The sequence below is a fragment of the Candidatus Saccharibacteria bacterium oral taxon 488 genome, from assembly GCA_010202845.1.
Classification (GTDB): Bacteria; Patescibacteriota; Saccharimonadia; order Saccharimonadales; family Saccharimonadaceae; genus Nanosynbacter.
The window spans coordinates 16,555-38,832 of the sequence record CP047921.1; the positions used below are offsets into that span (position 1 = coordinate 16,555).

General features: G+C 51.5%; 21 protein-coding genes, 5 tRNA genes and 1 pseudogene. 13 read left to right on the forward strand and 14 right to left on the reverse strand.

Annotated features, from left to right (window positions below):
- Positions 1 to 187: 187 nt before the first annotated feature.
- The 3 genes and pseudogenes from GWK78_00055 to GWK78_00065 all read right to left on the reverse strand — a co-directional run bounded on the left by GWK78_00055 (position 188) and on the right by GWK78_00065 (position 3,414).
- A pseudogene (locus GWK78_00055) lies at positions 188 to 457 on the reverse strand (hypothetical protein).
- A gap of 1,746 nt (positions 458 to 2,203) precedes the next feature.
- Positions 2,204 to 3,139, reverse strand: coding sequence for a hypothetical protein (locus GWK78_00060; GenBank protein QHU93448.1), 936 nt, complete (start codon positions 3,137 to 3,139; stop codon positions 2,204 to 2,206).
- A gap of 197 nt (positions 3,140 to 3,336) precedes the next feature.
- Positions 3,337 to 3,414: transfer RNA gene (locus tag GWK78_00065), tRNA-Asp, on the reverse strand.
- Positions 3,415 to 3,511: 97 nt separating this feature from the next.
- Between GWK78_00065 and GWK78_00070 the strand changes: the two genes are divergently transcribed.
- The 6 genes from GWK78_00070 to GWK78_00095 are packed head-to-tail and all read left to right on the forward strand — an operon-like array spanning position 3,512 to position 5,836.
- Positions 3,512 to 3,889 carry a hypothetical protein gene (locus tag GWK78_00070; protein QHU93449.1) on the forward strand — a complete coding sequence of 126 codons (378 nt, stop codon included), beginning with the start codon at positions 3,512 to 3,514 and terminating at the stop codon, positions 3,887 to 3,889.
- A complete protein-coding gene (locus GWK78_00075; GenBank protein ID QHU93450.1) occupies positions 3,889 to 4,347 on the forward strand; it encodes a hypothetical protein in 459 nt (152 codons plus the stop codon). Before GWK78_00070 ends, GWK78_00075 begins: the two co-directional genes overlap by 1 nt.
- Positions 4,344 to 4,643 carry a hypothetical protein gene (locus GWK78_00080; protein ID QHU93451.1) on the forward strand — a complete coding sequence of 100 codons (300 nt, stop codon included), beginning with the start codon at positions 4,344 to 4,346 and terminating at the stop codon, positions 4,641 to 4,643. The genes GWK78_00075 and GWK78_00080 overlap by 4 nt, the downstream gene beginning before the upstream one ends.
- A complete protein-coding gene (locus tag GWK78_00085) occupies positions 4,640 to 5,005 on the forward strand; it encodes a hypothetical protein (GenBank protein QHU93452.1) in 366 nt (121 codons plus the stop codon). The genes GWK78_00080 and GWK78_00085 overlap by 4 nt, the downstream gene beginning before the upstream one ends.
- Positions 5,006 to 5,022: 17 nt before the next feature.
- Positions 5,023 to 5,397: a hypothetical protein gene (locus GWK78_00090; protein ID QHU93453.1), complete on the forward strand. Its 375-nt coding sequence runs from the start codon at positions 5,023 to 5,025 to the stop codon at positions 5,395 to 5,397.
- A 58-nt stretch (positions 5,398 to 5,455) separates the two neighbouring features.
- Positions 5,456 to 5,836 (forward strand): hypothetical protein, encoded by a 381-nt coding sequence (locus tag GWK78_00095; protein ID QHU93454.1) that lies wholly within the window; start codon positions 5,456 to 5,458, stop codon positions 5,834 to 5,836.
- A 92-nt stretch (positions 5,837 to 5,928) separates the two neighbouring features.
- Here the strand turns inward: GWK78_00095 and GWK78_00100 are convergent, their stop codons facing one another.
- A complete protein-coding gene (locus GWK78_00100; GenBank protein ID QHU93455.1) occupies positions 5,929 to 6,417 on the reverse strand; it encodes an Hsp20 family protein in 489 nt (162 codons plus the stop codon).
- A 251-nt stretch (positions 6,418 to 6,668) separates the two neighbouring features.
- On the opposite strand from GWK78_00100, the gene GWK78_00105 reads away from it, so the two are divergent.
- Entirely contained in the window at positions 6,669 to 7,277 is a 609-nt protein-coding gene (locus GWK78_00105) for a hypothetical protein (GenBank protein ID QHU93456.1), read from the forward strand.
- Here GWK78_00105 and GWK78_00110 read toward each other — a convergent pair.
- The 7 genes from GWK78_00110 to GWK78_00140 all read right to left on the reverse strand — a co-directional run bounded on the left by GWK78_00110 (position 7,210) and on the right by GWK78_00140 (position 9,905).
- Positions 7,210 to 7,662, reverse strand: a complete 453-nt coding sequence (locus tag GWK78_00110) for a 50S rRNA methyltransferase (protein ID QHU93457.1) — start codon at positions 7,660 to 7,662, stop codon at positions 7,210 to 7,212. The two genes, GWK78_00105 and GWK78_00110, sit on opposite strands and share 68 nt — an antisense overlap.
- Positions 7,663 to 7,771: 109 nt before the next feature.
- Entirely contained in the window at positions 7,772 to 8,530 is a 759-nt protein-coding gene (locus GWK78_00115) for a hypothetical protein (protein QHU93458.1), read from the reverse strand.
- 11 nt (positions 8,531 to 8,541) lie between these two features.
- Positions 8,542 to 8,631 (reverse strand) — tRNA-Ser (locus GWK78_00120).
- A gap of 23 nt (positions 8,632 to 8,654) precedes the next feature.
- Positions 8,655 to 8,742: transfer RNA gene (locus tag GWK78_00125), tRNA-Ser, on the reverse strand.
- A gap of 9 nt (positions 8,743 to 8,751) precedes the next feature.
- A tRNA-Arg gene (locus GWK78_00130) sits at positions 8,752 to 8,828 on the reverse strand.
- Positions 8,829 to 8,935: 107 nt separating this feature from the next.
- Entirely contained in the window at positions 8,936 to 9,466 is a 531-nt protein-coding gene (locus GWK78_00135; GenBank protein ID QHU93459.1) for a hypothetical protein, read from the reverse strand.
- Positions 9,467 to 9,497: 31 nt separating this feature from the next.
- Entirely contained in the window at positions 9,498 to 9,905 is a 408-nt protein-coding gene (locus GWK78_00140; GenBank protein QHU93460.1) for a hypothetical protein, read from the reverse strand.
- Positions 9,906 to 10,013: 108 nt separating this feature from the next.
- Between GWK78_00140 and GWK78_00145 the strand changes: the two genes are divergently transcribed.
- Together GWK78_00145 and GWK78_00150 are read left to right on the forward strand one after the other, a co-directional pair.
- A tRNA-Ser gene (locus GWK78_00145) sits at positions 10,014 to 10,106 on the forward strand.
- 192 nt (positions 10,107 to 10,298) lie between these two features.
- Positions 10,299 to 10,652 carry a hypothetical protein gene (locus GWK78_00150; protein ID QHU93461.1) on the forward strand — a complete coding sequence of 118 codons (354 nt, stop codon included), beginning with the start codon at positions 10,299 to 10,301 and terminating at the stop codon, positions 10,650 to 10,652.
- On the opposite strand, the gene GWK78_00155 is transcribed toward GWK78_00150, so the two are convergent.
- From GWK78_00155 to GWK78_00165, 3 genes are all read right to left on the reverse strand, one after another.
- Positions 10,639 to 13,194, reverse strand: coding sequence for a valine--tRNA ligase (locus GWK78_00155; GenBank protein ID QHU93462.1), 2,556 nt, complete (start codon positions 13,192 to 13,194; stop codon positions 10,639 to 10,641). The genes GWK78_00150 and GWK78_00155 overlap by 14 nt on opposite strands.
- Before the next feature lie 172 nt (positions 13,195 to 13,366).
- Positions 13,367 to 14,290: a peptidoglycan bridge formation glycyltransferase FemA/FemB family protein gene (locus GWK78_00160; GenBank protein QHU93463.1), complete on the reverse strand. Its 924-nt coding sequence runs from the start codon at positions 14,288 to 14,290 to the stop codon at positions 13,367 to 13,369.
- Positions 14,291 to 14,308: 18 nt separating this feature from the next.
- Positions 14,309 to 15,610: a hypothetical protein gene (locus GWK78_00165; GenBank protein ID QHU93464.1), complete on the reverse strand. Its 1,302-nt coding sequence runs from the start codon at positions 15,608 to 15,610 to the stop codon at positions 14,309 to 14,311.
- Between the two features lie 40 nt (positions 15,611 to 15,650).
- Here GWK78_00165 and GWK78_00170 point away from each other — a divergent pair, with 40 nt between their 5' ends.
- The 4 genes from GWK78_00170 (at position 15,651) to GWK78_00185 (ending at position 22,217) form a co-directional block, all read left to right on the forward strand.
- On the forward strand, positions 15,651 to 16,949 hold the full coding sequence (locus GWK78_00170; GenBank protein ID QHU93465.1) for a UDP-N-acetylmuramoyl-L-alanyl-D-glutamate--2,6-diaminopimelate ligase: 1,299 nt from the start codon (positions 15,651 to 15,653) through the stop codon (positions 16,947 to 16,949).
- Positions 16,950 to 16,952: 3 nt separating this feature from the next.
- Entirely contained in the window at positions 16,953 to 19,109 is a 2,157-nt protein-coding gene (locus tag GWK78_00175) for an AAA family ATPase (protein ID QHU93466.1), read from the forward strand.
- Positions 19,110 to 19,184: 75 nt separating this feature from the next.
- Positions 19,185 to 19,481, forward strand: coding sequence for a hypothetical protein (locus GWK78_00180; protein QHU93467.1), 297 nt, complete (start codon positions 19,185 to 19,187; stop codon positions 19,479 to 19,481).
- 180 nt (positions 19,482 to 19,661) lie between these two features.
- Positions 19,662 to 22,217 carry a hypothetical protein gene (locus GWK78_00185; protein QHU93468.1) on the forward strand — a complete coding sequence of 852 codons (2,556 nt, stop codon included), beginning with the start codon at positions 19,662 to 19,664 and terminating at the stop codon, positions 22,215 to 22,217.
- The last annotated feature ends 61 nt before the right edge of the window (positions 22,218 to 22,278 follow it).

Consider the following 22,278-nt stretch of genomic DNA (forward strand, 5'->3'; position numbering starts at 1 on the left):
GGCCACCGAGGCGACCGCCGGCGTTGTTGATGTGCTGGCCGATTGCCCCAGCGACATCAATGGCTTTTTTGAGGACACTCCACACGGCGATGAGCGGCAGAACTTTGATGAGCTCGCCAACAATCTGCATGACCGTATTGTCGGCATCTGTAGCCCCTGCTTTAACAATTGATCCCGCCAATATACCGCCACCGAATAGCAACCCAACGATTGGAAAGACCATGAGTAGCCCCACAAAGGTTGAGCGCCATTTACTAAAGAATTTTTCGGTGTTTGGTAGCAGAAAGGCAACAAAAGCCAACGGTGAGATAACGATAAGGATGACGATGAGAGCCTTGCGGGCGATCAACAGGGCGGCAATAGTCACCATGACGACCAGTCCGGAAACAAGCGCTCCGATTAGAACCGCAAGAGCGAGAACTGCGGCCGTAGCCCCAGCGAGGACGGTTAATGCTATGCCTCCCCAGGTTTCGCCTCCCTGTCCTGACTTTAGGACACTATTAGCAGCACTAATACCGTCACCGATACCACCCAGGCCTGCTCGCAGGCCGTAGCCGAGGATATTAGACAGGTCAACGGCAATTTGACAGATGTAAATTGATAAGTTCACCAAGATTGCGGCGATGATGAGCCGTGGCAGCATCTTTTTGATGCCGTAGTTCGAGATGCCAAAGCCGGTGAGCTGAGAGATGATGATTGCCAGAAACATAATGATGAACGCACCATTGGCAATGTTACGCATAATTCCCCAGGCTGCCTGTACTTCACCCCCAGAGGCAAGATCCGGCTCAATCTTTAGAAAGTTGTCAGCGATCATGGCGAAAGCCGCGTCTGCTATACGCGCCATAAAATTAATCACCGGGCAGACGAGCCAGCCGAGCTCCTTAACGGCGCAGTCGGGTCTGTCGCTACTACTATTCTCGCTCTGACCGGATGGGGGGTCGGCGGTTATATTAGAAAGAGAGCTTTTTATATCATCTTCAGAATACCCTGATTGTTTTTTCAGACAATCAACATATTCACTAGAGTTTGCCACGTTGCCATTTGATGGCATCTTGTCCTTACAAGCGTTCATCCAGCTGTCAACCTGGCTTTCACAAATTTGTTGTGCAGGTCCGCCACCACGTGACTGGACACACCTCTTTATGAGGGCGCTACGAATAGCCTTACGGGTATTTTCAGTAGATTCGGTTTTTGCCAACTGTGCCGCCGCTCCAGCGTTATCTGAAGCCCACTTGGCTATTTCACCGCAAGACATTCCGGAGTCTTTTGGTGGCTTATAGGGTTGCTTAAGGCCGCTGTAGAACAGTGGCATAAGACCCTTAAGCCTTGTTTCTTTTGGGATATAGAAGAGTCCTTCGGCCGCCGTACCATCAGTTAAAGCAACATTTACCCGTGTATTGAACTCGTGTTTTAAGAGGTCTTTTATATTGCTTGGGGCGCCTTCGCCGCTCGTAAATCCTCGCCACTCGGCCTTACAGCCAGTTTCTTGGTTTGATAAAAGTACTGCCATGGCCATGGAATAATTGACGAGTGCTGAGTCAAATTTGAGGCTTTTGCCGGTCTTTTTTTCGAGGACCCCAACGGCATATGTACCCCTGTCCTTTGGTATATTCCATCGATTGCCACTGTATTCTGGTTTGTCTATATTGCCGAGACAATCTAGATTAGCGTTATCTCTCCATTCTCCCTTGAGAGCACAAAACATCTCAGTAAAAGAGCTATAACCAAAGATCTCTCGTGCTGCCGAAGTCATCTCTTTACAATCAAACTTTCCGTCTTTGGGATCGACCACACCGCTGACGATAGGGGTATTGCTGCCAATATTCCAGTCGCCACTCGCAACGTTCTGTGGAGTTAAGTTATCACCAAACCCTTTAGTTCCTCGGGCTTCGATACAGCCACCTATGCCAAGGGCAATGGCGCGTTGCTTGACTTGGGTAAGGTATGGCGAATAGCTAAGTTGTGTTCGAGCTGCGTTAGCAGTCGGCGACAGCGCAAAAAACGTCATGAGCATCGGAACGACTAATAGTGCGGCAAGTCCGATTAGAACGGGGCGAATACGTTTATGCGAGGTTTTCTTTTGCGCAAGCATTATGTATAGTATAGTATCACGCTTATACTATGATTTCAAAAGAGAGGCTCCGAGTGGCCTCTCTTTTGAGGTGTTATTTAATTGTGGCGATACGGCCATGCCTTTTAATTAATCGAGAGTAGACTTAAGATCGCTAACCTCGTTGTCAACGATTCGCCACAAGCCATTGTCTATCACAACCCTCCAAGCCATACCAAGAATTGTGCCGGTGGTTTCTGCCTTGGTAAAAATCTGGAGCCCTTCTGTTGGTAGCGCTTTACCAGTCTTTGTATCCACAACGGGTTTGGCACTACAAAACCTTGGCTTAAGAATCGGAAACATATTTGAGCCGGGCACTTTATGTTCGTAGCCCAACTTTTCTTTCTCGTCTTTAGCCGCTAGAAGCGTCGCTATGGCCTTTTTGCCGTCGTACTCTGGGCCTGGTATCTTTCCATTGCGCAACATATCGTTCAGGACGGATATTCTTAACTCGGGATTGCCATAGATTGCCGCGGATGCTACATATCTTGCAAAGTTAGGGTCCCACGGGCCAACATCAAAAGCCGCGACCACAGGAAGAAATAGCTTGCCCGCGACTTCTTCGGGGGAATCTGTTGGTGATGCGGGTTTTCCGTAAAATTCACCAGGTTTAATCCCCGTTGATGGATTATATAAACTATTATTTGGGTTATGTATGATTCCCCACGCCTCTGCAAGAAGAAACTCTTCCCTACATGGTAACAAGCGCTCTTCGTCCGTAAGTCTAGCAAACCCTTCGGGGGTCATGTTTGCATACTTTTCTCTAACCTGCTTATATCTTTTTTCAGCCAAGTCTTTTGGATCAATAGTCTCAGACGGTGATGGTGAGGCGGATGGTGACTCTGATGGTGAGGCGTTCTGTGTAGAGTAATCTGGGGGAACAGCTGTCCGATCTCTTTCACCCCCACAACTGACAAGCAGCATAGCTACTCCAGCTGCTCCGCCAACCAGTCCGGCCAACACTCCGCGACGAGATAAGTCTTTTGTTTCTAATGAACTACTTGGGTCATGGTTGTGCTTTGCCATAACGCTTGGAGTCCTTTCTCTGGCCGGTGGCCAGTCATAGAGTAGTTTTAATCCACCTCAGAGTAGATAATTAGAACTCTGAATAGCATCATTGTAACACATTCTGTATATTTAGCAATACCCCACAGCCATAAACAAATAAAAATAGCCCTTAATTCTACAAAGAAACGGGCTGCTAGGTGACAATATTCTGATTCTGGCGCGCCCGACCGGATTCGAACCGGCGATCTCCTCCGTGACAGGGAGGCGTGATAGGCCAACTTCACTACGGGCGCATAACCTCCCGTATGATAGCAAACTTTTATGGCTTTTTCAAGAAATCGTTTGCATTTTTCCTGCCACTATTTTACAATTTAGGGTAAGAGATCCGTTATGACAAAAAGAAATATTTTCATCACCGCTATCTTTCTCGCAACTGTTATGTGTGGCGTCGTGCTGTCTGGCATACCTGTGTTCGCTGATACTGAATGCGGCGGCGCAAAGACCTCGATCATTAATTGTGGCGGTGCGACTGGCGATACTGCTATTCTCGGTATCATCAAAATGGTTATCCAGATCATGACTGCTGGTATCGGTATCTTGGCGGTCGGTACGGTGATATATGGCGGCATTCTCTACTCTGCGTCTGGCGGTAGCCCAGACAATATCAAAAAAGCCAAAGAGCTCTGGGTCAACACTGCCATCGGTCTCATCATATTCGCGTTTTTTGTGGCTATCACTAACTTCCTGATCCCTGGGGGGGTGTTCTGATGAAGCACATTGTGATCGCGCTGGGGCTGATGATCGCGGGGTCGTTGATGTTGTCGGTGGTTCAGGCAACACCGGCCAGCGCAGCTTGTGGCGGCAACATCTTGACACTCAAGCCGTGGTACGACGGGCTGACCAAGTCGGATTGTAATCTCAAGGCGATTGTCGACAATAACGATAAGCGCGCCCAAAACGACCCGGGTAATTACGCCACGCTCAACGGCTTTATCTGGCGGGCGATATTGAATGTTGTCGAGGATCTGTTGCAGCTGGCGGGCTTTGTGACGGTCGGCTTTGTGATATACGGCGGCTTCTTGTACTTGACGAGCAATGGTGAGCCGGGACAGATGGCCAATGGCATGAAGACGGTGATTAATGCGGCGATCGGCCTAGTGATTGCTATTGCCTCGGTGGCGCTGGTGAATGTCGTGGCTGACGGATTGGGGTTGCCACGGTCATGATGCGATTTGTAGCCGGTGTATTGGGGTCGCCAGATTCGCTGGGCATTCCGACGAACAGTGCTTCGGCGGATGCACTGGGTAACATCCTCAATACGGTGTATTTCTTTGCCGGGGCGATCGCGATTTTGATGTTGGTGCTGGCCGGTATCAATTACGCCAATTCGGGCGGCGACACCAATAAGCTCACCAAGGCGAAAAACACCATTCTCGGTACCATTATCGGCATCATTATCATCCTCTCCGCATTTCTCATAACTAACTTTGTCATCAGTGGCATGAAAGGATCGGCAATATGAAAAAACTCATAGTCATTATCGGCGTGATAGCGGCGCTCATCGCCCCGTTGGTAGTCACCTCAAGTGTATCCGCCCAGAGTGTCGACATTTACGGTGCCTGCTCGGGCTCCAGCGGTGAAGTCTGTAAAAACCGTGGCGCGACGGTGCAACCACTGTTCAAGAACCTCATCAATGCTATCTTGCTCATCCTCGGCGCCATTTCTGTCATCATGATCATCATCGGTGGCTTTCAGTATGTGACCTCGGCCGGCGACTCTAATAAGGTTAAAACTGCCAAGTCGACCATTATGTACGCGGTGATTGGTGTCGCCGTAGCGCTTCTATCGTATGCCATTGTTGATTTTGTGTTTGGCAAAATATAAGAAAAAAGGAGAAATGTATGAAACGATATAGAAAAACCCTCGTAACCGCCGTCTTGTCATTAGCGGTTGCTGCCGTGGCTGTCGTCATGCCGATCGCCCTGCCATCCGCGTCGGCCCAATTTAAGAGCGGTTTGGATGCAGCTCGAACACAGGAGATGAGCACGAAGCCTATTGGTACAACCATTGGCGAGGTGGTTAATATCTTTCTCTACTTCGTCGGTGCGGTGGCGGTTATTGTTGTGATCTGGGGCGGTTTTCAGTACATTACCTCGTCAGGCGATAGCCAGAAAGCGACCACTGCTAAAAACACCATCATGTACGCGGTGATCGGTATCGCTGTAGTGGTCATGTCGTATGCCATCGTTAACTGGGTCTTTGGCTTGTTTAAGTAGCTAAATGATGATAGAATAACAGCTGAAATGACATTAACCCTAAACAAGGAAGCAATAAATGAACAAACTTAAAGTTATCATCGCTGGTGTGCTCGCTGTGACGGTGCTGGCATTTGCGACAGTGCCGGTGGCGAACGCACAATATAACCTTAGAAATGGCGCAGATGCCGCCAAGGGCGACGGTGCCGCTAACGGTGTTGATAGGCCAAATGATCTTGTTAAGAATGTTGTCAATGGCATCCTCTACTTTGTTGGTATTCTGTCGGTGATTATGTTGATCTGGGGCGGCATCCTTTACACGACTTCATCTGGTGACTCGAGTAAGGTGACTACTGCTAAAAATACTATCATGTACGCGGTGATTGGTCTGGTGGTGGCGATCTTTGCTTATGCTATCGTTAACTTCGTACTGGTTACTTCCACTGGCGTTGGCTCGTAGGGATCACGTTAGGTCTTTATAAACCCCCGGCGCTTCCGGGGGTTTAGTTTTTATTGCGGTTTTAACAATTAAACGCTGGTTCGTCTTTTGAATTAGAGAACCTGGATTTTCTTGGCACGTTCTTGTTTAATTTTCTCAAAAGTGATGGTGAGCACGCCGTCTTTGAGTTCGGCCTTGACGCCTTCTTCGTTGACCGCGACGGGCAGCGCCAGGGTACGGCTAAATTCGCCCCAGTAGCATTCTTGGATATGCCAGTTCTTGACATCGGTCTCGTCGCCGCTTGATAGGGTGCCGCTGATCGTGAGGATGCCGTCCGAGATGCTGACATCTAGGTCGTTACGATCAACACCAGCCGTCCGGGCTTTGATAATAAGTTCGGTTTCTGACTCAAATACATCGACCGCTAGCTGCCCCATCAGATCATCGGCCTCATCCTCCCAGTCATCCTCAGGAGCGGGCGCTGCAGTAGCCGGTGTTGCTGCAGGAGCGGCTGGTTGTGGTGCGTCGTTAGCCAGATCATCATTCAAGAAAGCTGCAGTTAGCTCATCCTCAATTAACAAATCGTCGTTTTTGCGTGCCATGTTTCCTCCGCCTTTATAGGCTGATTGACAATATCATCTATTAGTATAACGGTTATGTGCGCTATAATCAAGAGTGAAAGGCGAAAAAGCGAAAAATGCCTATTGATACGCTATTATCATATATCGCGCCACATTATTGTTATGGTTGTGGTGCAACTGGCTCGCTTTTGTGTCGGTCGTGTCTTGAGGCGGTAAAGCGGCATCATTGTCGAGCCTGCGTTATTTGTGGACAGCCGTGCGCCAGTGGCAACGTGTGTCGGCGACATGCCCTGCCCTACGAGGCGCTAGACTGTGTGCTGTGGCGGCGAGGTGCGGTGGCGCGGCTGATTGATGATTATAAGTTTCACCGCGTACGTGCCGCCAGTAGGGTGTTGGCTAGGACCCTAGACGAATTGCTCCCAGAATACGAGGTCTCGACGGTGGTTGTACCGGTGCCGACGGCTCCTGCCAATATTCGTAAGCGCGGCTATGATCATATGTTGCTGGTTGCTCGGCAATTTGCTCGGCGGCGGGGATTGAGAGTCGAGCGACCCTTGGTCAGGCAGACGAATGTGACGCAGCATTATGCTCGCTCGGCGGCTGAGCGTCGAAAGCAGGCGCAGCAGTTTTTCCGGGCGCGCAGTGCTCAGGCCGATGTTCCCTATCTGATCTTGGATGATATTTTCACCACTGGCTCAACGATTACAGCGGCGGCCCAGACACTACGAGCGGCTGGCGCGCGGGACATTCGCGTGGGGATTGTCGCTCGCCATGGGAACGATAAAAAGGCTGCTGCAAAGACGCCGCCACATCCTAGTCGTGATGATACGAACCGCCTCGAGCGATCTCTTGGGCGCGGTACAGCTGCTCGGCGAGAATGAGCCGTACCAGCTGGTGCGGAAACACCAGGCGTGATAGTGACCAAACGATGTCGGCTCGCCGGTGAAGCATCTCGGTGACGCCATAGGCCCCGCCAATGATGATAACGATGTGCTGATCGGTGTGATCGAGAATGAGCTGCGATAGTTCTGGCGAGCCCAGGTTGCGGCCGCGCTCGTCGAGGAGGATGACGAAGTCGTGCGGCTTGAGGCGAGATATCAGGCGTTCTGACTCGTCCTGGCGCGCTCTGTCGCTGATTTGGCCGGAATGTGGGATGATGATCATTTCTGCGGCGAATGGCGCTCTAAGGCGCTCTAAAAAGCGCTTAATGCCTGGCTCTACCCAGGGCTCGTGCCGCTTGCCAACGGTGAGGATGGTAATTTTCATGTGCGGGCTTTCGGTGGGGCGTTATTATCATGCAAGATGGCTTCGGCGGTTGTCTTGGCGATTTGGTGGTGGACATGGGTGGTCGGATGGCCCACGTCGTCACCTCCAGTTACCACACCAAGACCAAACGTGGCGCAAGCATCGACGTTCTTTGGCGGCTCGACCAAGGTGATCCGCGGTTCGTGCATGCCAGCCACAACGTCGCGGATAGCTTGATTGACCGTCTCGATAAAGCTGGCGACAAAATGTCGGTATCGTTATTGATAATCGTTGGACAGATGTCGCGTGGCTGAATGGGTGTGGTATAGAGGTTGATGTATAGCTGGGCGTTGGGGGCATGTTCAAGGATAGAGCGGTAGGCTTGCTCGAGCGACTGACGATATTCGTCTGAGTACAGTCGGCGAAAGACGTCGATATACATCTCGCTGCGCGTCCCGCATCGTTCGTGCAAACAGGCGTCGAACACTACGTTGAGGTCAGCCATGTTGGCGCCAAGTGTCAGTGTGACGATATCGGTTTCGGGGCCAAGGGCATTGATCTGTGGTGGCTGGTCGTCAAACTGCTGGCCGGAGATATGCTCTGGCCCGGCGCCGCGACAGGCTACGAGGGTAATGTTACCCGGGGGAATGCCAGACGCTTCGAGTTGCCGCGCATAAGCTTCTGGTGAGCGCCGGCACTCCTTTGTTGTGTCGTCGTAATTTCCCAGCCCTGCCCCACTGGCGACTGAATCGCCCATGCCGACGACGTAGGTGTGCTTCGCCTGCTCGGGCGAGATGCTCGGGCGGCTGGACGCTGATAGCGCTAATGAAGCGAGGGCCGCTATAGTAGCGACCCCCCGTTTGGCTAATGTTTCTAATCTTTCTTTCATGATGTCGTGTCTGGCGGAAGGGGAGGGATTCGAACCCTCGGTACGTGTTAGCGCACGCCGGTTTTCAAGACCGGTACCTTCAACCACTCGGTCACCCTTCCAATTAATCGTAGCGACTGGATTCTGGCGGAGAGAGAGGGATTCGAACCCTCGATGGGTTGCCCCATACCGCTTTTCGAGAGCGGCCAGTTCAACCACTCCTGCACCTCTCCAAATAAAAATGGTACACCCGGCACGATTCGAACGTACGACCTTTGGCTCCGCAAGCCAACGCTCTATCCAGCTGAGCTACGGGTGCATACAGCCTTTCGGAAATCCGATTGGCTATAACAAAAATATAAAGAACTTTCAATGCCAGTGGCAATGAACTTTTGTATTCTAGCACACCTGTTAGCTCGGGGCAAGCTATAGCCTGATGATCCGAATGAGCTTCTCCAGTGCATCTGGCGCGATTTCTTGCATCGGCAGCCGCGCCCCCAGCATGTCGACAATGGCCTCGCCTTCGGCCTCAGAAAAATAGATGGTCAGTGCTGGCGAGAACCGCTTGACCGGTAGTAAAATCGCCGAGTGTTGATCACCGTCTTGGCCCAGCCCAAAGGCCCGAAACTCACTAAAATCATACAAACGGTCGGCGACGTAAACGCCCTTGGGGCTGATGGCGTAATTGACCATCACCGATGGCTTGGATCGAAGTAGTACGAGCGCCACCGCCATAATCGGCAGCAAAATCGCGAACGTCCAGCTATTAAAAACAAAGATCGCCAGCGCCATCAAGGCAAGCACCACGAAACTAACAGCAACATACCAGCCGGTCGTACGGTGAGCCTGCACGCCCTCGGGAGCCTGCCAGGCGATGGGCTGCGATAAGTCAATCATCGGCTGGGCCGCGTCTTGCTGGGTGTTTTCGGTGTCGGTTGCGTGTGGCTGCTCTTCCATATGTCTAGTATACCATGAGCGGTATGATCTGCTATACGTCGGTAGAGTTACCACCGAGACCAATTACGGTATTGAGGACAAATTGAATGATGGCGTAAGCAAATAGGGCGATGAGCAGACCAATGACCGCATAGAGAATGGTGTTCTTTGCCGAGGTGACCGCGTCTTTGTTACCACTAGAAACAACGTAGCGAAAGCCGCCAAAGATCAACATTACCACAGCGAGGATACCGATGAAATAGAGCATGATGTTGATAATTTTTTTCACCAACGAGCTGTCACCGTTAGTTAAGTTGGTTGGCACGCCGTCGCCACGCGCGTCATTGATGCCACGAGTAACACCGCCCTCGCCGAGTGCGAACGCTGGAGTGCTCAAAACTACCGTGCCGACACCGATGGTCAACATGATACTAACGATACTTGCGAAAAACCTCTTCATGCGCGTTATTATCCTCTTTCTTGGGTTTATTGTCAAGTTTTGCGGCCCGCCTGCTAGCCACAGGGCTAGCCAGGCCACTACTTCTATGATACACTATTTTTGGCTCATGGAGGAGTACCCAAGTGGCTGAAGGGGACGGTTTGCTAAATCGTTAGTACGGAGAGATCTGTAGCGGGAGTTCGAATCTCCCCTCCTCCGCCAGAGTTATGCCGCTCTCGTCTCGGTTTATCCGGGACTTATTTTATTTTGTCAGTATGCGGAATGGGTGTCGATCGGGAATTCTGGACAGACGGCACCATCTAAATCAGGAAATATTATTGACAAATTAAAAACCTTATGCTATTATCCTAACATTGCTATGGTTAGGTCCATAGAGATAAACATAAAAATAATATGAAATATTTATCACACATTCTCACTACTGCCACCATGGCACTCGGCCTATCGACCAGCCTCGGCGTGTTTTTGCATGACACGAATGTTGACAAAGCAGTTATTTCTGCGTGGCGGGTTATGAAAGATGCATATCAGGTCGATGACGACCACCACGCTAAGCCGCATTCCTCACCGCATACTCACTCTGACCATCATGACTTTTCGGGGGCGCTAAAAGACGGGCAAACCCACCCGCGGACGACGCCGCGCAGTGCTGATCGTAAGCACCTACACACCAAGCTTGTCAGCCGCGGTGGCGATGGTGACATTGACGGGCATCGACTGATGGTCGATCCGATTAGCGTGAGCTGATGACTTCGAGCTCACTGATAAAGCGCTGGATGAGCTTTTCCTGCTCGGCTAGCTGCTGGCGAGTTTCCTCAACGAGATGGGCTGGTGCCTTTTCGATGTAGGTTGGGTTATCCAGTCGTGCTTGGAGGTTAGCCAGGGTTCGCCGCGCCTCGCTTAGCCGTACTTCCAGATCGGTCTGGTGCTGATAGAGCGTCTTCTCGTCAATATCCAGCCACGCTTCCCTGTTTGCTGCCGCTAACCTAAGGCCCCGTGGCTGGTCGGTGTGTGCAATTGACTCCAGGCGCATGAGGTGTTTGATGGTGTCTTGATTATCGGCGATGAGGCTGTCATTACCGTATAACAAGCGGTATTTCTTATTGCCCGGCAGTTCAGCGATCACCCAGCGGCCTTCGGCGACCAGCGTCTTTAGCTGCTCAAACTGCTCAGCGGCGATGGGGTCGAACTTCTCTGGGGTTGGCCAGTGGTCACGCATCAAAATGCCATCGGTGTAATTAAGCGTCTGCCAAATCGTCTCGGTGACGAATGGCGCGAATGGATGAGCGATTTTCAGGCTGGTCGCTAGCGCCCATGACAGCAATGGGCGGTTGATAGCGGTTTTTGACGATTCGATGTACCAATCAGCTAAGTCGTCCCAAATAGCGTGATAGACTGTGTCTGCAGCTTCAGAAAAGCGGTATTGCTCCAGGCGGACGGCAACGTTATTAGCGGCGTCGTTCAGCTGGCGGATAATCCAGTGGTCGGCCGGTGTCTGCGGCTCTAGGTCAACGATTTGGTGTTCGTCGCCGATTTGCGCCTCGACGAAGCGTGCGATATTCCACAGCTTATTACAGAAATTACGGGCAGCGATGACCGCGCCCTTGTTAAAGGCTTGATGCTGGGCCGGCGCCCGGCCAGCGATTATACCCATGCGGGTGGCGTCCGAGCCAAATTCTGAAACTAGCTCCATTGGGTTGATGACATTACCTTTGGATTTGGACATTTTTTGATTATGTTCGTCGTTGACCATACCGTGCAGATAGACGTCCTTGAACGGTAGTTTGCCAGTGCGGTACAGGCTGAGCATAATCATGCGCGCTACCCATGCCCGCATAATGTCCATGCCAGTTTCCATCAGGCTGGTTGGAAAATATTTGGCTAGTTCCCCGCCGTTTAGATAATCGGTAACAATGTATGGCCACTGCCCAGACGAGAACCAGGTGTCAAAGGTGTCTTCTTCTCTGATATATGTTGTGCCATTTACAACTATCTTTCGTTCGTCAGTGCGGATGTTGAATATCCAATCGCGCGGGTCGCTTTCATTGACAAATGCTGGAATCGGGATACCCCATGGGATTTGCCGGGAGATATTCCAGTCTTTCAGTTGTTTAAGATAAGCGATGAGTTCTTTGCGCTTAGCGGCTGGATAAAAGGTAATCTCTTCCCTCTCTAAGGCTTCGATGGCTGGCTGAGCCAACGGCTGCATTTTAATAAACCACTGCTCCTTAACCATCGGCTCAATCACGCTGCCGCATTTATAACAATGTCCGACGGCATGTTCAATGTCTGTTTCGCCGCGGCGCAACTCCAAAGATTCCAGAGCTGCTAAGACACGAGTGCGGGCTTCTGCTGGCGTCAGGCCTAAGAATTGCGGCGGTACGTTGACCATGGTGCCCTCTTGGCTGATGATTTGTTTGAGCGGCAGATGGTGGCGCTGGGCCATCTCGAAGTCGTTCGGGTCGTGTGCCGGTGTAATTTTCACTGCGCCAGTGCCATAGTCCATATCGACGTACTCGTCGGCGATAATCGGGATTTCCTCGTCGGTGATTGGCAATAAAATTCGTGTGCCGATGAGGTGTTTGTAGCGCTCATCGTCCGGGTGGACGGCTACTGCCACGTCGCCCAGCATGGTCTCTGGCCGCGTGGTGGCGACTACGATTTCGCCGATTTTATCCAGCGTCGGGTAAGCGATTTGCCACAACTTCCCTTTTTCATTTTTATGTTCAACCTCAATGTCGGCGAAGCTGGTTTGGTGTTTGGTGCAATAATTAACGATCCGCTCGCCGCGGTAAACTAGCCCGTCATCCCACATCTTTTTGAATGTCTCGTACACCGTAGCGATGACTTTATCGTCCAGCGTAAAGGTTAAATGCTGCCAAGAAGCGCTGACGCCCAGAGCGCGCAGCTGCAACTCCATGTTGCCGCGTTTTTCTTCCACAAACTTCCAAACCTGGTCGTATAGTTGTTCACGTGAAAAGTCAAAGCGGCTTTTCCCCTGTTTGGCTAGCTCTTTTTCATAAACTACCCATGTCTCAAAGCCAGCATGATCTGCTCCAGGAATAAATACCGCGTCGTCGCCCTTCATGCGGTGATAGCGGATCATAATATCCTTCAAATTCATGTCTAGGGCATGGCCAATGTGCAAGTTACCATTAGCGTTGGGCGGCGGCATGACGATGGAGTACGGTTTGCCGGTGCCGGTCGGCTCCAATGCACCGCTGGTTTCCCACATGGCGTAAATATTTGGTTCGTAATCGTTTGGGGTGTATTGTTTGGCTAGTTGCATGAATAATTCCTACTTTTCACGTGAAAAGCGAGCATCGCTACCGTCAAGATTTTTCACGTGAAAACTCAGACAATAGGCGTAAGATATCTCTCCACGCGGTTATATTACCAAGCCAATTATACCACAGAAAAAGGGGCGGCAAAACCGTAGATAATGCCTGGTTAGGGGCGTTTTAACGCAGCGTTTGGTAGGCGCGGTACAGCCAGTAGCGGCTGCGCTGTAATGGCAAATCCCAAGCGCCGGCAAAGGCAACGTCGTGTCCGCCAAATGAGCGTTTGAACTTAGTGAAGCCAGTCCACGGATGGTTTTTGTCGGCGCCGTCGGGGGCAATGCCGTAGAGGTCAGCGGTGGTTAATCCGCGCTGCTGAGCGTTAATAATTGCCTCGGCCAGCAGGGCAGTGCCAGCGTTAAGTTTGCGGTGAGCTGGGTCTGATGAGGCGCCAGCGTGGGCGTAATATAGCGTGTCGCTGCTGTGGTAAAACAGGGCAGCGGCGATGGGCTGATCATCAAGCGCGGCGTAATACAGCGTGGCCGCGCCGAGCGGGAAGAGAGTGGCGGCTTGCTGGCGAAAATAACTATCAGGATGTGGCGTAATGCCGCGCTGCCGGGCGACCTGGTGGACAAATTTCAGTAAGATATCAATGTCGTGCGGGTCAGTCGAGCGGTGGACGGCAACGCCTTTTTTATGATAATTGCGGTACACATTACGAACTGGCTGCGCCATATGGGCGATCAGCTGGTCTTGCGGCTGAGTCAAGTCAATGACGTGCGAGTGCTCGGGCTGGAGCTTTTGGTAGGTGACTTTTTTCCAGCCGTGAGTTTGCAGATAGGCGGTAAACGCGCGGTTGGTTGGCTCAGCGCGCAGGAAAGTAACGCAGTGTTTTTTACCAAGCTGAGCTAGGGAATCAAGAGATGCCGCTAGCGAATGTTCGTCATCGGCAGTCGGGCCATACGGGCAGTACAGGCGGGAGTTGCCGGTGCTGCGCTCCAGGATAGCTAGATATTCCCAGCCCGGGCCGCTATTGCGAAAGGTGGTGCGCCCGAGCGATTCTTGAAAGGTTTGCCAGGCGGTTGATTGTAAAAAATGTTGGTTCATGTTGTAATCCTCACAACGTTAGATTGCTGTCATTGATAAACTTGGCTGCACTTCCAGGTCGTACGGGTCAGCCGGCGGGTCGATTTGAGTACGGAAATAGCCGAGCGCAGCGATCATGGCGGCATTGTCGGTGCAGAGCTGGATCGGTGCATATTCGATGTCGATTGGCAAGACATCACGCAGTTGGCGGCGTAATTCTTGATTGGCGGCGACCCCGCCGGCGATGACGACGGAGGCGGGCTGGAAATTGTCATAGGCTTTCTTAGTCTTGTCGACCAGGGTTTTAACGGCGGTGTACTGGAAGCTGGCTGCCATATTATGCCTCAGTTCATCGTTTACTAGGGCAGGAAGCTCATGCGACGGGAAGGTGAAGTCTTTGCCCTCTTCGCGCTGAACAGCTCTCAGAACGGCTGTCTTGAGGCCGGAGAAGGAAAAATCGTACTCGCCGGCGAGTTTGGCGATGGGCAGGTGAAAGGCGTGAGGATCACCGAGCTCGGCTGCCTTGGCGATGGCCGGGCCGCCAGGGTAGGGCAGGCCAATGATTTTGGCGACCTTGTCGAACGCCTCGCCGACGGCATCGTCTTGGGTCTGGCCGATGAGCCGGTAGTCGCCGTGATTCTGGAAAAGGACGAGCTGCGAATGCCCGCCAGAGACGATGAGGGCGAGGAGGGGGAAAGCGGGTTGATGATATGGTAAAGACAGCACCAAATCGCTAGAATTAACAACGGCTTCCGCACGCCGAGATGCTTTCTCGTCAGATTCTTTGGCGACTGCATTGAGGACGTCGCCAACCTCAGCAATCATCTTTTCGGAGTACTCTTTACGGGTGGCTTCGCCAGCCCGTGGCGTTCGGCTGACGGGGCTTGGCGCGCCCATCACAGCCTCTTCAAAGACGACTGCTGAGGTTGGCTCGACAGTTTTTGACTTATCAATAATATGGCGAGATCCTTGTTTTGTAATGAAATTAGCATACACATGCGCCTCGACGTGGTGTATCTTGTAAAGCGGTTTGTCGTGAATGATGGCGAGGGTACGGGCGGCGAGAGTGCCGATGAGCAGCGAGCCGATCAGCCCGGGCGCGTAGGTGACGGCGATGGCGTCGATATCGTCCCAGGTGCAATCAGCGTCGGACAGGGCTTTTTTGATGACCGGGTTAATAACCTCCAGATGGCTGCGGGCGGCAATCTCCGGGATGACGCCGCCGTATTCGGCATGGATGTCGATTTGGGAATTGACCACATTAGAAAGCAAGCGTTCGCCGTTTTCAACGACCGCCGCCGCTGTTTCGTCGCAGCTAGACTCGATTCCCAAAATCCTCATTTGCTTTTATTATAGCAAATATAAGTGGTAAAATAGGGACATGAAAGCCACATTGGTGAAGTTTGTGAGGAAAGTGCTGCCGGGCGGGATGCTGCGGCGGTTAGAAAATGGGTATCGGCGGTTGCGCGTCAAGCTGGTTAGCGCGCGGTATGGTAATCCGTCAAAGCACCTCAGGGTGATCGCGGTGACTGGGACGAATGGCAAGACGACAACGTCGTGCTATATCAATGAGATTTTGAAAGAAGCTCATTTCACGACCGCGATGTTCACCACAGCGGTGATCGAGGTGGCGGGCAAGCGAAAACTCAATGACCTCAATGCCACGGTGGCGAGCACAGCGCGAATGCAGCGGTTTTTCCGCGACGCCAAGCGGGCGAACGCTGACTACGTGGTGCTGGAGGTGACGAGTCATGCGCTGGATCAGCACAAGCTGGACGGCGTGCCGATCGAGGCGGCGGTGATGACGAATTTGACGCAGGATCACCTCGACTATCACAAGACGATGGAAGAGTACGCGGCGGCCAAGGGCAAGCTGTTTCAGCTGCGGCCGCGGTTTATCGTGCTCAACCGCGATGACGAGTGGTATGATTATTTCAATCAGTTTGTCGCCAGCGAGCAAAAGATGACGTATGGCCGAAGCGTGGAGGCTGAGGCAAAGATTACCCACGTCAAGTTGTACCGCAAGGGCACCGAGGCCGACGTAGTGCTGGATCATCAGACACACTTGGAGTTGGCGACGAATCTGCCGGGCGAGTTCAACGTGATGAATATGACGGCTGCGACGACGCTGGCGTATTTATTGGGCGTCAAGCTGGAGGATATCCAGGAGGGCGTAGCCAATGTCGAGGCCGTGCCGGGGCGGTTTGAGCGAGCGGTTGAGGGTCTGGGCTATGACGTGATCGTTGATTATGCTCATACGCCGGATGCGCTGGAAAAACTGTTGGCGGCGGCCCGCGGCATCACCAAGCAGCGGGTGATCTTGGTGTTCGGGGCGTGTGGCGATCGTGATCAGGGCAAGCGACCGATTATGGGTGAGATCGCGGCGCGTGGGGCGGATCGGATTTTCCTGACTGACGAGGAGAGTTATAACGAAGATCCGGAGCAGATCCGGCGGATGTTGATGGAAGGAATTGAGCGCGGTCGTGGCGACGCGAAAACGACGGAGATTGCCGATCGGCGTCAGGCGATTGAGCGAGCGCTCGGCTGTGCCAGGAAGGGCGACATGGTGCTGATCACTGGCATGGGTCACGAACAATATCGGATCGTCAATGGCCAGCGGCTGCCGTGGAATGATGGCCAGGTGGTGCGCGAGATCGTTGGTCGGGAACGGGCGGCGTGAGGTATGCGGCTACTATTGGTAACCAGAGGGATTCCCGGCTCTGGTAAGTCGACGTTTCTCGCGGAGCAGGGGCTTGATAATTATACGTTGTCGCCGGACGTGATACGGCTGATGCTGGCATCGCCGCAGCTGACGCTTGACGGGCAAACGACTATGCCGTCGCGTCAGGATGCAATGGTGTGGCGGTTGCTACACGAGATGCTGGAGCAGCGGATGACGCGGGGTGAGACGACGGTGGTTGATGCAACGCACACGACGCCAAATTATTTCAAGACGTATGGCGAGCTATGCCGGAAATATCGCTACCGGCTGGTGGTGATTGATTTTGCTGATGTGCCGCTGGCGGTATGTCAGCAGCGTAATAAAGAGCGGCCGAGCTATAAGGTGGTGCCGGGTAGCGTGCTTAAGCGTATGCATCGGCGACTACAGCAGAGTTCGCTGCCGAAATGGGTGACGGTGGTGCGGACGGCTGAGGAGGTGAATCAACTGCTTACTAATCAGCCGGAGAACGTTGATAGGTATCGGGCGATTCATCATATTGGCGATGTGCAGGGGTGTTTTACGCCGCTCAAGGAATATTTCGGGCGGTATCCGCTTCGGGATGATGAGCTGTATATTTTTGTCGGTGACCTGTTGGATCGCGGCACGGAGAATGATGCGGTGATGCGATTTGTTTGTGACGAGTTACTTGAGAGGCCAAACGTACGGTTCGTCGAGGGTAATCACGAGCTATATCTCTGGCAGTGGGCGACCGATCAACCGGTTGCGGCGCGGGTATTTAGCGAACAAACCCAGCCACAGCTGGAGGCGGCAGGCATCGATAAGTGCAGGGTAGTGCGGCTAATGCGGCGGATGGATCAATATATTTTATATCAGTTTCGAGGTCAAACGGTCTTGGTGACGCATGGTGGACTTAGTACGCTGCCGGAGCGGTTGCCGCTGGTGGCGACCAGCCAGCTGATCCATGGCGTGGGGGCCTATGACGAGGTTGGGGCGGTGGATGATGCATTTTTGGCGCAGACTGATGACGCGACGTTTCAGATTCACGGGCATCGCAACAGGCAAAATTATCCCATGCACTACAACGAACGGTGCTACAATTTAGAGGGAAAGGTTGAGTTTGGCGGCGAGCTGCGAACAGTGCGGTTGGACGAGAACGGCATGACGCCGATTGCTATTCGAAACCAACAGGCAGCAGCGCGGCTGTATCCAGAAAACGCAGCGTTCCTAAGCCAGCTGCGGCAGAATCGCTACATTCGTGAATCAATCCTGCCAGGGGACATCAGCTCGTTTAATTTCAAGCCCGAGGCATTTTATCGCCAAGCATGGACGACGCAGACGATGCGGGCGCGCGGACTGTTTCTCAATACGCTGACGAACGAGATCGTGATTCGGGCCTATGATAAGTTTTTTAACATTGGCGAGCGGCGCGATACTGAACTAGCGGCGCTGGAGCAGACGATGGCCTTTCCGGTGCGGGCGTGGGTGAAGGAGAATGGCTTTTTGGGGTTGGTCGGGTATGATTCGGCAGCGGGTGGGCTGGTGATGGCGTCAAAGTCAACGACCGAGGGTGACTATGCGGCGGCCTTTCGGCGAGAGTTTTTGGAGCAATTTCGAGCCAAGCTACCGTCCATCACTGATTATCTGCGCCGGCATAATGCGTGCCTATTGTTTGAGGTCGTGTTGCCGCGATTTGATCCGCATATTATCGCGTATGAGTCGGATCAGCTGGTGCTGCTCGATATCGTCAAGCGGCAGGTTGCATACGAGGCGGTCGACCGGCAGGAGCGGGAGCGATTTGCGCGTGAGATCGGGGCGAACAGCAAGCGTCTGGCGGCGGAGTTTTCGTCGTGGAGGGAGTTTGCGGCGTGGCTCGATCAGCTTCAAGGCATGATGTATCAGTGGCGGGGCGAGTGGATTGAGGGCTTTGTGCTCGAAGATGCTGGTGGTCATCATGTCAAGGTCAAGCTTGATTATTATACCTTTTGGCGGCAGATGCGAACAGCGCTGGAGGCACTGCAGGCTGGTCGGCGGCCATCAACGAGGCCCGATTGTCCTGATCCGGCGCTGGCAGCCCGGGTGATTGAATATATGCGGCAGCTACCCGCCGAGGACTTAGCGCGGATGGACATTATCGCGCTGCGGCGACGGTTTAAGTAGGTGAGAGGTTGGTTTCTTGTTCTACGCAGGGCGGTCTGGTACAATTTTGACATAAGCATAACGGAGGGGGCGCTTATGTGGAAACGTATTATTAGTGTTATTGGGGCTACGTTAGCGGCGTGCATCGCGGTGCCGGCGATAGCTGGAGCGGCTTCTGAGTATGATGACATTATTGATAAAGTCTCAACAAAAACACTAATTCATCATATTGATAATTATCATGGCAAGACCTGCGGAAGTCCTGATGACGATTACGCGAAGAAGTGGCTGTTTGCCTTTAAGCAAAAGAGATATTATTCAGGCGACCCCAAAGATCATCAGGCGGCGGTAGAAAGTTTAGAACGCGCCATATCGTCGCCAAAGGGTGCGTAAGCGGTTGTTTATGAGCAGAATAACAAGCATAACAATACGTCAAACCCGTATTTCATAAAAGTTTTTTGGACAGAGGACGGTAAGGATGATTATACGTATCGTTTTTATAAAAATCATCAGACAAGCGGGATTGCTCTAGCGAGAAGGGAAAGTAGTCAGTCAAAACTTTATGTTGCCACTGTGGCCAGTCCTAAGTTGGTTTTGGGAGGTAGTAATTGTGCCCCTGAATATTTATGGGGACATAAACATTCGCAGGCTTTTATATTTGATATGAATATATCTGTAGAATCAAATAAAAAACTCTTTACGTCTACGTTTTCTGTTGATTATCCAAGTGGCTATGCAGGCCCCAAATTTCCGGACAATCGCTCAGCGATCGGATGGTGGCCAGACTCGTCTCAATATGATGATTTTACAGACAAAATAACAGTAAAAAAATTAATAAATTACATAAATTATCACAAGAAATTTTGTGCACCGTCAGACTATTCTAACAGTTGGTTTACAGCGTTTAAGTATCCCAATATTCCTGACAATCATAAGTATCATAAAAGTTATATGGCAAGTCTCGAACGGGCGATGGCGACAGGAGCGTATGCTGTTGCCTATGGACAAGTTACAGTCAACGGTAAAACAGTAGACCCTCATTTCATAACGGTATTTTGGTCAGAGAGCAGAGATGATTTCTACATCAAGTTTCTCGGTGATGCTCCATATAGAACTGCCTTCATTACACATAAATGGGGTAGCAGAGCAGAGTTGCATGGCATGATCGCGGGCAGTGTTAAACCGCTCCAGGCGCGCGGCGGTTGTGAAGTTGAGTTTTTACAGGGAAATTATCTAAATGGCTATGTGCCTACTGCTCGGTTTAACGAGTCGTATATGCCGTTGAGCGGTGGTAACGATATGAAAATCTTCACCTCAACCTTCGACGTCGAATATCCAGACGGTTACAAGGGTAAGCCGATTCCTGGCGATCGACGCAATGTTAAGTATCTCGCTCTCGGCGATTCCTTCTCCAGCGGCGAAGGCGACACTGATAAAAATCCAGCGACCGGTCAGAAGTATTATCGCCAGTGGACGGATGTGAATGAAGATAGGGCGAAGGGTGCGCCAAGGGAAAAGTGCCATGTCAGCACGCGTTCGTATCCGTACAAGCTGGCGAACTGGATGGGGCTGGGTAGCGGCCCGTCGGCAGAATGGGCATCGGTTACGTGCAGCGGGGCGACGGTGTACGACATGAATTGGGATAGTTCGGGCGGCTATGAAGGGCAGGGCAACCCGCTCGGACGGCTGCATGGTTATGACAATAAAGGAGTGTTGCAGAAGATGGCGCTCAACGAGATGATTCCAGGGCGCGTCAAGCAAATCGAGTTCGTAAAGAAATACCAATCAAAGGTGATCACGCTGACGGCGGGCGGGAATGATGTGGATTTTGGTGGGAAACTAGAAACCTGTGTGGGTTTATTTTCTCCGAATGACTGTATGTGGGCAAAGGTTAAGAATCGAAGTAGATTGAAGAATGACCTAAAGGGTCAGTTTGATAGGCTAAAATCCCTGTATGAGGAGTTAAAAGCTGCTACGAACAATAGGGCGAAGATCTACGTACTAGGCTATCCTCAATTTATAAATGGTGCTCCAGGTGCTCCGTGCGTGAGCACTTTTAATCTAAATCCTCGTGAACGAGAGATGATTACTAATTCAGTTATGTATTACAACAGTGTTATTCGCCAAGCGGCAAAGGCAGCTGGAGTCAAATATGTTGACATTGAAAATGCCTTTGGCAACCATTGGCTATGTGGAGACAAAGATAATCATGTAACGGCAATAACAAATATATTTGGAGCAAATGGCAATGAGCGACAAGAAAGTTTTCATCCAAACAGTAGGGGTCACGCCGATATTGCCCGCGCCTTCAGAAACGAACTTGGTGGTACTAATCCGATAGACTACAAAATATGCAAAGACGGTAGAATAAGCTGCCCTGACACAAATGCGACCAAAGACAAAATACCAGATATTCCCTATTTCAAAATGACAGATGAACAGGAAGATGTCAAATTTATTCATTACCAACTATCAACCGGACAAGCCGTTAAGAAACAGAGTGAGAATTTGATGTTTGCCCCTCTTAAAATCACGACCGGTATCAATTTATTCAAGCCAAATTCGAAAGTCGAAGCTAACCTTTATTCTGAACCAACGAACCTCGGCGATATTGACGTCAAAGATAATGGTTCTATTGAGAAATCTTTGAAGATTCCTGCCAACATCCCTGCTGGCCACCATACTATTGTTGTTTCTGGTGAATCGTCAGCGGGCGAAAAGATCGAATTATATCAAACAATTCTCATCAAAGGTCCAAACCCAGATGATATTGATGAAAATGGTACGCCAGACAAACTCCAACCCTGCGGAGCTTTCGCTCAAGCCGCCAACAAAGACGAAGACCTTGACGGCATCGACGATGCCTGCGACCCTGAAATCACCGACCCCATCCTCTATACTGCTCGCAATGGTAAACCAGAGCTTAACGAAGATAAAGAAGATGATAAAGATAATAATATTTCAAAAGGCATGCCTATAGTTTTGGTAAAAGACATAAACGAGAAGTGCTACGCTTTGGGACCTGAAGACTACTTGTCGCCTGTATTGAGGCCAGGATCAAACGGTTACAAACCACGAGGATTAATAAAATTAAATAGACTACCGAAGGGGGTGAGTTGTGAGAAATAAATTTAGGTGCAATGATTTGGTAGCTACTTGGTTGCGGTGATAGGTTGATTAACTAGTGTAG